Genomic DNA, 9,051 nt, shown 5'->3' on the forward strand with positions numbered 1-9,051 from the left:
CCCTTCCCTCGGCTCAGCCGAGGGAAGGGGGCCTTCACGCGCTTCAGGACACTGCCGGGGTGCCGCGAAAGCCACTTTCGGGACATCTAACGTCGCGAAAGTGGCTTTCGCGACGCGCTGCCAGGTGCCTCTAGCGAGATCAGCGGAGGCGAAGGCGCACTAAGTGTCTCCGTGGCGGCATTCACGGAACGCGTGATCCGGCTCCAGACACGCGAGTTCCGTCCAGATGCACAAAAAAGGCCCCCTTCGCCACACAGAGCGGCGAAGGGGGCCTTCGGGTACTTTGAAAGCGTCAGTCGGCCACCGGGGCCAGCTTGCCCGCCTCCCAGGCCGCACGCCGCTCGGCCTGCAGCACCGGGTCCGCGACCGGGGCGGCCGACAGGAGACGACGGGTGTAGTCCTCGCGCGGCGAGTGGAGCACCTGGTCACGCGTGCCGACCTCGACCAGCTTGCCGTGCTGCATCACCGCGACGCGGTCGGCCAGCAGGTCGACGACGGCCAGGTCGTGGCTGATGAACAGGCAGGCGAACTGCAGCGAGCGCTGCAGGTCCAGGAACAGGTCCAGCACGCGGGCCTGCACCGACACGTCGAGCGCCGAGGTCGGCTCGTCCGCGATCAGCAGCGCCGGGTCGAGCGAGAGCGCCCGCGCGATGGCGACGCGCTGGCGCTGGCCGCCGGACAGTTCGTGCGGGTACCGGTTGCGGTAGTGGCCGCCGAGCTCGACCTTGTCCAAAAGGGACGCCACGCGCTCGTTCAGGGCCTTGCCCTGCAGGAACTTGTGCAGCACCATCGGCTCGGCGATCGATTCGCCGATGGTCATCTTCGGGTCCAGTGTGGACGCCGGATCCTGGAACACGATCGAGAAGTACCGGCGCAGCGGGCGCAGGTCCTTGTTCGACATGTTCGTGATGTCCTTGCCCGCGATCGACACGGTGCCCGCGGTCGGGGTCAGCAGGCGGATCGCGCAGCGGCCGACCGTCGACTTGCCGGAGCCGGATTCGCCGACCAGTCCGACGATCTCGCCCTTGGCGATGCTCAGCGAGACGTCGTCCACCGCGCGGTTCTTCGCCTGGCCGCGGCGGCCCGGGTACTCCAGCACGAGGTTCTTGATCTCGAGCGCGGGCGCGTTCTCCTCGATCACCGCGGCGAGCTCGGAGTCCTCGAGGCGGATCTCCTCGGCGATCTTCGTGGCCTCGTCGCTGTCGGCGGAGATGCCCTCATCGAGCAGGCGGCGGCCTTCCGGACGCTGGCCGAGCACGGGGACCGCGGCGAGCAGCTTGCGGGTGTACTCCTGCGACGGCGACGCGAACAGTTCGCGCACTGGCGCCTCTTCGACGATGTTGCCCTGGTACATCACGACCACGCGGTCGGCGAGGTCGGCGACGACGCCCATGTCGTGCGTGATCAGCACGATCGCGGTGTTGAGGGTGTCGCGCAGCTTGCGCAGCAGGCCGAGGATCTCCGCCTGCACGGTGACGTCGAGCGCGGTGGTCGGCTCGTCGGCGATGATGACCTTCGGGTCGCACGAGATCGCCATCGCGATGACGACGCGCTGGCGCAGACCGCCGGAGAGCTGGTGCGGGTACTGCCTGAAACGCAGCGGCGGGTTCGGGATGCCGACCATCTCCAGCAGCTCGATGGCGCGCTTGTCGGCGGCTTCCTTCGAGATGTCCTGGTGCGAGCGGAGGGCTTCGCGCAGCTGCCAGCCGACGGTGTAGACCGGGTTCAGCGCGGTCATCGGCTCCTGGAAGATCATCGCGACCTGGTTGCCGCGGATCTTCTGGAGGTCCTTCTCCTTGAGGTCGGCCAGGTTGCGGTCGCCGAGGCGGAGCTCGCCCGCGATCCGGCTCGTCTTCGGGAGCAGCCCGAGCACCGACATCGAGGTCACCGACTTGCCGGAACCGGACTCGCCGACGACGGCGACGATCTCACCCGGCTTGACGTCGAATCCGATGCCCTTGACGGCGTCGACCACGCCCTCGTCGGTCGGGAACGAGACGCTCAGGTCGGAGATGGACAGAACCGAACCCGACACGCCGCCGAGGTCCGACGATGCTGCTTCAGTGCTCACCAAGATGCCCTTCGTGGGGGTACATATGGTCACGGCGCAATGCCCGTGACTCGCGCGAGGATAACCGAGAGTCGCCCGACTAAGGTCGGTGCTCGGAGCTTCCGTTCCCGACACCCTATAAAGGAAAGCGCGCCGTGTTCGAATTAGTCTTCAAGCCGTGATCTCCGACCGGCCCAAATTGCTCCTGGTGCACGCCCATCCGGACGACGAAAGCATCACCACCGGTGGCACCATCGCGCGTTACGCGGCCGAAGGCGCCGAAGTGACCGTCGTCACGTGCACTCTCGGTGAGGAAGGCGAGATCATCCCGCCGTCCCTCGACGGGCTCGGTTCGTGGGCCTCCGATCAGCTCGGCGGCTATCGCGCGGGCGAGCTGGCGTCGGCCTGCGCGGCGCTGGGCGTCACCCGGCACCGGTACCTCGGCGGTATCGGGCGCTGGCGTGACTCGGGGATGGCCGGGACGCCGTCCGCGGCCCATCCGCGCGCGTTCTCCGGCGGTGACCTCGGCGAGCAGGCCGCCCAGCTCGCCGAGATCCTCGACGAGGTCCGGCCCCAGGTCGTCGTCACCTATGACGCCTTCGGGGGTTACGGGCATCCCGATCACATCCGCGCGCACGAGGTCACCATGGCCGCGGCACCGAAGGCCGCGTCGGTCGAGCGGGTGTTCCACACCGTTTCTTCCCGTGACGCCGTCACGGCCGGGCTGGCCGCGCTTCGCGGACGGTCGTCGTTCCGGGTCCCCGAAGACGGCGAACTGCCGGTGACGCCGGACGAGACCATCACGACCGTCCTGGACGTCAGCGCGCACAACGCGGCGAAGGCGGCCGCGCTGCGGGCGCACGAGACCCAGGTCAGCGTGCCGAACCCACCGCATCTCGCGGATCACTTCGCGCTGAGCAACGACATCGCGCAGCCGATCACCCCGAACGAGTACTTCGTGCTCGCACACGGACCGGCCGAAGGCGCCGCGGCCGATCTGTTCGGGGGGCTCGCGAAGTGAGCGCGCCGCTCACCTCGCGGCAGCGTCTGCTGCTCGCCTTGCTGACCTTCGACGCGTTCCTGCTCGGCCTGCTCGAACTGTTCTTCCTGCCGCTCCGCCTTGACGGGATCGTGCTGCCGAAGCTCGGCGACGCGCCCCTGCCGGTGACCGTGGTGGTCGCGGTGATCACCACCCCGCTGCTGGTGCGGACGACCGCGAAAGTGGTCCGGCCCACCTTTTCGGTGATTCCGCTGCTCGTCTGGGTACTCGTCGTACTCGGGATGGGCATGGCCGGGCCCGGTGGTGATCTGGTGCTGATACAGGACTGGCGGGCACTGCTGCTGATCGGCGGCGGGGCGCTGCCGGGTGCGCTGGCGCTGGGCGGAGGCCTGGGCGCCGCGTCGAAGGTCGCGAAGGGAGTCAGCGGTGGGTGAAGCGATTTCAGACCGTCAGGTCGTGGCGGTGCTGCGGCCGTTCGTCCGGGCCTGCGGGCCGATGGTCGACGCGCTGCGGGACGCGGATCCGTTCGGGCTGCAGGCCAGGGGCCGTCGCCACGAGGATCTGGACGGCGTCGAACCCGGGCTGAAGGACAAGCTGCTCAACGGGATCACCTCGGTCAAGGTGCCCGGCACCGCGGCGTGGGCCGAGATGTCGAACTACCAGCGGACCGACTGGTGGGTGAACCGGGTCGGCCGGTTCACCGCGCTGATCACCGCGATCCCCGGCCTCGGTGGCGCGCTCGCCGACCGGCTGCCCGTGCAGGACGCGCTCGGCTCGGCGGCGCAAGGGGTGTTGCTGTGCGCCATCGCGGGGGAGTACGGCGTGACCGACGTCGGCGCCCGCGTCCGGCTGATCGCGTGGGTCCTTTTCGAACGCGACATCGATCCGGTGATCGCGGCGGGCAAACACGCCGAACACGACAAGGCCGCCGAAGACGACGAAGCGGCGAAGCTCACCGAAGAACTCGACGACGCGAAGAAGAAGCACGGCAAGATCACCCTCAAGGCCGCCGCCGGCACGTTGTGGCGGCTCGGCCGGGGACTGCTGGGCATCGTCGAAGAACTGGAGAAGCGGCCCCGCGGCCGCCTCATCCACCGCGCGCTCGGGAAGCTGCCGGTGGTCGGCATGGCGGGCGACTATCTCGGCGAGCGGTCCGGCCTCAAACGCGTCTGGAAGCGGGCGCACGAGTGGTTCACCGAACACCCCGACGGCGAGCTCACTTCCAGAACATGAACGCGTCCTGCCCGTACATGGCCGCGAGCTTGAAACCGCCGACGGCGTCGAAGATCGCGAAGGACCCTTGCCACAGCAAGCGGCTCGCACCGTCCACGAGGAACAGCACGGCGAACAGCGCGATCGGCGCCCACGGCCGGGCCTTCGCGCCGAATTCCCTCGCACCGGGTGAGAGATACGGCTCGATCGCGCCCCAGCCGTCGAGGCCGGGGATCGGCAGGATGTTCAAGATGAACGTGACGATCTGAAGCAGCGCCAGGAACGAAAGCCCGATCACGAGACCGGACGCCATCGGCACCAGCGCGACGACGAGGGTCAGCAGGACGCCGACGGCGAGGTTGCTCAGTGGCCCGGCGAGCGAAACCCACGACTGGACCCCGCGCGACCGAAGACGTCCGTGTTCGATCCAGACCGCGCCACCCGGCAGCGGGATGCCGCCGATGATGAGGAATACCAACGGCAGGATGATGGACAGTGCGGGATCCGTGTATTTCCGGACGTCCATGGACAGGTAACCCTTGTGGGCGACGCTGTGGTCACCGCCGCGGAACGCCACGACCGCGTGACCGAACTCGTGCAGCGTCAGTGACGCGACCCAGCCGCCCGCGACGAGCAGGACGACGCCGGCGATGGTCAGCGGGTCGTATTGCCGGGTGGAAATCGTGGTCGCATCACCGAAAGCCGCCAGTACACCGCCCAGGACGGTGACCGCGAGGATGCCGAGGAAGATCGGGCTTGGCCGCACTGCTGATCTCTGCACCCCTCCAGTCTTCCGTATGCCCGATGTGAAGTTCTCGGCGTGTCCCCTTGCGCGATGAGGCGTGAGTATCCCCCGAACTCGCTACTCCGCTTGACCTGACCGCACTACACGGGTGTAATCACAGTGATGTCATTCGTCGCTGGAAGGGGGCGGCGGATGGTGTTTCAACACCGCCAGCCTGGGGAGTGCGTGGACAGCGAGGAGGCGGACGTGCGGTTGGAAGCAGATGGAAGGGAATGGGGGCAAGTCGTGGGTTGGGGTGAGGTCCCGGAGCAGCAACTGGGCGATCTCACCGAGCTTTTCGACGATGCCTCCGCGGAAGAGCAGGACTGGCAGGAACGGGCCCTCTGCGCGCAGACGGACCCGGAGGCGTTCTTCCCCGAGAAGGGCGGCTCCACCCGCGAAGCCAAGCGGATCTGCCTCGGTTGCGAGGTCAAGGACGAGTGCCTCGAGTACGCCCTCGCGCATGACGAGCGGTTCGGTATTTGGGGCGGGCTCTCCGAACGTGAACGTAGGAAACTGAAAAAGCGAGCTGTGTGACGGCGATCTCCGGCTGCCTCGTGCGCCGGGGATCGCTTCCACATAGTGGGGCCACCAACGGGTGACAGGGTCGCGTCGTAGGGTGGCGGCACTCGACTTCGCCGCCACATCTGGAGTGCCCGTTGTCTCGCACTGCCGCGTCATCTGTGCCGCGCACGGCCCCCGTTCTGGCCATTGTGGTCTGTCACAACGGCGAGAACTGGTTGCCACTGGCGCTTTCCGCGCTGCGGCGCAGCGGTGTCCGGCCGCGGCACGTGCTCGCCGTCGACACCGGATCCACCGACGGGACGGCGAAGATCCTCGCCGACGCGGCGGCCGACCGCGAAGCGCCGGTCTTGGATGGAGTTCTCACACTTTCCGGTGAGGTCGGCTTCGGCGCCGCGGTCGCGGAGGCCGTCGAGCACGCCGTCGAACGCTGGGGTGACCCCGGCGGTTGGCTCTGGCTGCTGCACGACGACTGCGCGCCGGAACCCGGCTGTCTCGAAAACCTGTTGGCAGCGGCCGAAAAACAGCCCGAGGCGACGGTGCTCGGCCCGCTCGCGGTCGACTGGAGCGACCCGCGGCTGATCGTCGAAGCCGGCTTGTCGACCGACGCCATCGGCCATCGGCAGCAGATCTCGCCGGACGAGGACGACACCGCCGTACTCGCCGTGCCGAGCGCGGGATCGCTGGTGCGCCGGGAAGTCTGGCACGACCTCGGTGGCTACGACCCCGGCTTTCCCTTGCTGCGCGAGGATCTCGACTTCGGCTGGCGGGCCAACGCCGCGGGCGGCCGGGTGCTTTCGGTGCCGTCGGCCCGGCTGCGGCACGCCCGCGCGCTCAGCACCGGACAGCGCGAACCGGACGCCCTCGGCCTTCCCCTCGCCACGGCGAACCGCGCGCACGGGCTCCGGGTGTTCCTCGTCAATTGCCCGCCACTGTCCTTTTGGTTCGGTCTTTTTCGAATTCCGGTCTTCGCGGTGCTGCGGGCGCTCGCGTTCCTGCTGCTGCGGCGCACCGGCGAGGCGAGCGCGGAGCTCGGGGCCACCTGGCACCTGCTGCGCGGTCGCGGCGGGCTGCGCGCGGCCCGCGCGGAACGCCGGAAGACCGGCCGGCCCGGCAGGGTCCGCGGCCTGTTCACCGGACGGATGACGCGGGTGCGCAACGCCGTGCGCGCCGGTGTCGTCGGTCTCGTACGGCGTGGCGTGGAACGGGATTTCGCCCTCGGGACGGTGCCGGAGGGTGTGGATCAGGAGGGCGCCTGGATCCCGCCGGAGGCGTTGAAGGCCGGGCAGGATCGTCCGGTCGGTCCCGGCGCGCTGCCCGCGGGCGCGATGCGCGGCGTCGGCTCGCGGGGGACGGGCCTTCGGCGGCCCAGCGCGGTCGTCGCGGTCGCGGTTCCCGAAAAGCCTGTGACGGAGGGGCCGAAACCGTCGCCGGTGCCGCGAGACGGCGGGCGGCGGCCGGAACCGGAACTCGTCTTCGTCGAGGTCGACCGGAAGCGGGTGCTCGGCGCGACCGTGTTCGCCCCGCCGGTGATCGTGCTCGCCGTGCTGACGGCGCTCGCGTTCGTGGTCAACGGATCCCGGCTCGGGCTCGATCTCTTCGGCGGGAAACTGCTGCCGGTCGGCGGGCTCGGCGAGATCTGGTCGTCGTATCTCGCGCCGTGGCACGCGATCGCCGGCGGGACGGCGAGCCCCGCCCCCGCGACGCTGCCGGTGCTGGGCACGATCGGCGCGATCTTCACGCCGATCGGTGGTCCCGCCGCGCTGGTCGCGATCCTGCTGATCGGTGACATCCCACTCGCGGCCCTGAGCGCGTACGCGGCTACGCGGCACCTTCGCGTGCGTCGCTGGGTGCGTGCCGTCGCGGCGGCGGCGTACGGGGTGCTTCCCGCGGCCACGGCTTCGGTCGCGCAGGGACGGCTCGACGTCGTCGTCGTGCATCTGCTGCTGCCCTTGGTGATCGCGGGCATCGTGGGGCTGCTGGTCCGCGCGGACTCGCGCTGGCTGCACGTTTCCGCGCTGAGCGCGATCGGGCTGGCGCTGATCGGCGCCTTCTCTCCGCTGGCGCACGCGCTGGCGCTGGTCGGGCTGGTGATCGGGTTCGTGGTGCTGCCTTCGCCGACCGGGCTCGCGCGGCGGATCGCGTCGGTCGGCATCGTGGTCTTCCTGCCGCTGGCGCTGTTGCTGCCGTGGCCGAGTGTGCTGCTGAGGCATCCGGAACTGCTGTTGCACGGGCTCGGCGGGGGCGCCACGGCCGCGTCCGGTGCCGATCTCGCCGGGCTGGACCCTGGCGGCCCCGGCGCTTGGCCGATCGGGGTGGCGCTGGTCGCGGCCGCGATCGTCGCGCTGGTGGTCCGGCCGACGAAGGGCGCGGGCGGCGGGGTCGCGGTCGTCGTGCTGGGTGCGCTCGGGCTCGTCGCGGTGCGGTTCGTGGCGGTGACGCCGATGTCGGGCGGCGCGCACGCGACCGGGTACGCCGGGGTGCCACTGCTGGTGATCGGCGCGGGTCTGTTGTGGACGGTGCTGGCGACCTGGCAGCGGGGCGGGTCCGGGGTCGATCCCGCGCCGTGGCTGGCGAAGGTCACGGCCGTGGCCGGGGTGCTCGTGCTGCTGGCGCTGGCGACCGGCGCGGTCGTCGCCGGACGGGAAGGACCCCTGCGGGCGGGCGCGCGCCCCTCGCTCGCTCCGGAGATTTCCGCGGAACTGGCTTCGAGCGGGCGTTCGGTGCTGGTGATCGGTGACGTCGCCCGGCAGACCGGTGGGCGGTTGCCGACTTTCGGCGACGACGAGTTCGCGCCGACGCCGGGCAGCGCCGACCGGCTCGCCTCGTGGCGACGTGACCTCCTGCAGGGCTCGCCGGATGCCGTCAAGCAGGCCTTCGCGGCGGCTTTGGCCTCGGGCGTGTCGTATGTCGTGCTGCCGAGCGGCGCCGACGGTGGCGCCTTCGTCGAACTCGCGCGCGATCTGGTGGTTTTGGCGGAGCCGACCTCGGACGGGCGTCCGGTGCTGCGGCTGCTGCCCGCCGGCGGCCAGGTGGCGCTGATCTCGCCGGAACTGGCGCAGGCGGCCGTGACCGGGAAGGGCGCTCCGGGGGCGTCGCCAGGGGTGGCGCCGGTGCAGGCCGGGCTGCCGGACGTGCGGGTGCGCGTCTCGGAGGGGCCGACCGGGCGGCTGCTCGTGCTGGCCGCGGAATTCGAGGCGGGCTGGCAGGCGAGCGTGGACGGCAAGGCCGTGCCGATCGTGCGGGCTTGGGGGCACCAGGTGGCGGTGTCGGTGCCGCCCACGCCTTCGGAGGTCGTGGTGGAGCATCAGGGGACGACGCGGAACCTGTTGCTGCTGGCGCAGGTGGCGGCGGTGCTGTTCACGCTGCTGACCGCTGTTCCCACGCGGAGGCGTTCTTCGGTTTCCTGAGGGTGCGTTGGTGTCCTGAAGGGCCCCCTTGTGGGGGTGGTCGGCTGAAAGGGGGGCGTGAGGACAGCGGGTG

7 protein-coding genes are annotated in these 9,051 nt (G+C 70.2%); 5 read left to right on the plus strand and 2 right to left on the minus strand.

Features of this window, described 5'->3' with window-relative positions; genetic code table 11:
- Positions 1 to 292 precede the first annotated feature (292 nt).
- Positions 293 to 2,071 carry an ABC transporter ATP-binding protein gene (locus ACFWIW_RS33030; protein ID WP_378372070.1) on the minus strand — a complete coding sequence of 593 codons (1,779 nt, stop codon included), beginning with the start codon at positions 2,069 to 2,071 and terminating at the stop codon, positions 293 to 295.
- Positions 2,072 to 2,228: 157 nt separating this feature from the next.
- Between ACFWIW_RS33030 and mshB the strand changes: the two genes are divergently transcribed.
- From mshB to ACFWIW_RS33045, 3 genes are read left to right on the plus strand one after another with little or no spacing between them, the layout of a single operon-like run.
- Positions 2,229 to 3,071 carry an N-acetyl-1-D-myo-inositol-2-amino-2-deoxy-alpha-D-glucopyranoside deacetylase gene (gene mshB, locus ACFWIW_RS33035; RefSeq protein WP_378372071.1) on the plus strand — a complete coding sequence of 281 codons (843 nt, stop codon included), beginning with the start codon at positions 2,229 to 2,231 and terminating at the stop codon, positions 3,069 to 3,071.
- Positions 3,068 to 3,484, plus strand: a complete 417-nt coding sequence (locus ACFWIW_RS33040) for a hypothetical protein (protein WP_378372072.1) — start codon at positions 3,068 to 3,070, stop codon at positions 3,482 to 3,484. The genes mshB and ACFWIW_RS33040 overlap by 4 nt, the downstream gene beginning before the upstream one ends.
- A complete protein-coding gene (locus ACFWIW_RS33045; protein WP_378372073.1) occupies positions 3,477 to 4,283 on the plus strand; it encodes a hypothetical protein in 807 nt (268 codons plus the stop codon). Before ACFWIW_RS33040 ends, ACFWIW_RS33045 begins: the two co-directional genes overlap by 8 nt.
- Here ACFWIW_RS33045 and ACFWIW_RS33050 read toward each other — a convergent pair.
- Entirely contained in the window at positions 4,267 to 5,028 is a 762-nt protein-coding gene (locus ACFWIW_RS33050) for a site-2 protease family protein (protein WP_378372106.1), read from the minus strand. The genes ACFWIW_RS33045 and ACFWIW_RS33050 overlap by 17 nt on opposite strands.
- Positions 5,029 to 5,199: 171 nt before the next feature.
- Between ACFWIW_RS33050 and ACFWIW_RS33055 the strand changes: the two genes are divergently transcribed.
- A complete protein-coding gene (locus tag ACFWIW_RS33055; RefSeq protein ID WP_007028952.1) occupies positions 5,200 to 5,583 on the plus strand; it encodes a WhiB family transcriptional regulator in 384 nt (127 codons plus the stop codon).
- Positions 5,584 to 5,705: 122 nt separating this feature from the next.
- Complete coding sequence (locus tag ACFWIW_RS33060) at positions 5,706 to 8,978, plus strand: glycosyltransferase (RefSeq protein ID WP_378372074.1); 3,273 nt, start codon at positions 5,706 to 5,708, stop codon at positions 8,976 to 8,978.
- Positions 8,979 to 9,051 lie beyond the last annotated feature (73 nt).

The organism is Amycolatopsis sp. NPDC058340, assembly GCF_042723975.1.
Classification (GTDB): domain Bacteria; phylum Actinomycetota; class Actinomycetes; order Mycobacteriales; family Pseudonocardiaceae; genus Amycolatopsis.

Excerpts from the sequence above, each read along its gene's own strand:
- ACFWIW_RS33055 (WP_007028952.1), top strand. The coding sequence starts at position 5,200 with ATGGTGTTTCAACACCGCCAGCCTGGGGAGTGCGTGGACAGCGAGGAG.